This is a genomic window from Serratia sp. Ag1 (genome assembly GCF_000743355.1).
Taxonomy (GTDB): domain Bacteria; phylum Pseudomonadota; class Gammaproteobacteria; order Enterobacterales; family Enterobacteriaceae; genus Chania.
The window spans coordinates 1-643 of record NZ_JQEI01000086.1; the positions used below are offsets into that span (position 1 = coordinate 1).

1 pseudogene is annotated in these 643 nt (G+C 52.3%); it reads right to left on the bottom strand.

From position 1 onward, the window contains the following. Positions 1–643, bottom strand: a pseudogene (locus IV04_RS26640) (hypothetical protein); the annotation flags it as partial.

Sequence of the window (643 nt, forward strand, 5' to 3'; positions counted from 1 at the left end):
ACCCGTCTCATCGACTTCATAATCCACCCAAAGCAGCGCCAGATCGTTATTGTCCTTTGGCAACCCAATTCCACCATTCGGGCCACCCCACGCCGGATCGCTGTTAAAACCCATCACCCCGGAAACCCGGTAAACACCCTCGCTGATGCGCTCAGTTGTCACGTTCTGGCTTTGCTCGTTGAGTTCGCTGCTACCGTCACCGAACAGCTTGACGACCGGAGAGGCTTTCTTGATGAAGCCGTTGGCGTCTACTGTAGTATTGTAGTCACCCCAGATGCTATACGATATTAATCCCGTCCCCGTTGACGCATCAGACAACCCCGTCCTCAGTCGCCCCTTTTGATCAACAAAAAGATAAGTGACCGTCGGGATTGCATTACCATCGATAGGGATTGATATGGCGCCGTATGTCGTGGCGGTCGGGACGTTTATGCTCGCGGCAGTCAATCTGTACATCTTGTAGATATTCTGCAGTGCGTTCGCTTGATGTAATGCTGAACCACCAAGGCCATACTCACCAGCCTTAATCAACGCAGTAGTTCCAGAGTACACGGTGGAAGGGAAGACAACGGTACCATCTGGCTTGAATTGCGCAGCATTTGCTGAGCCATTCCATCGCAGGTTTAGCTGCCCTGTATCGGTC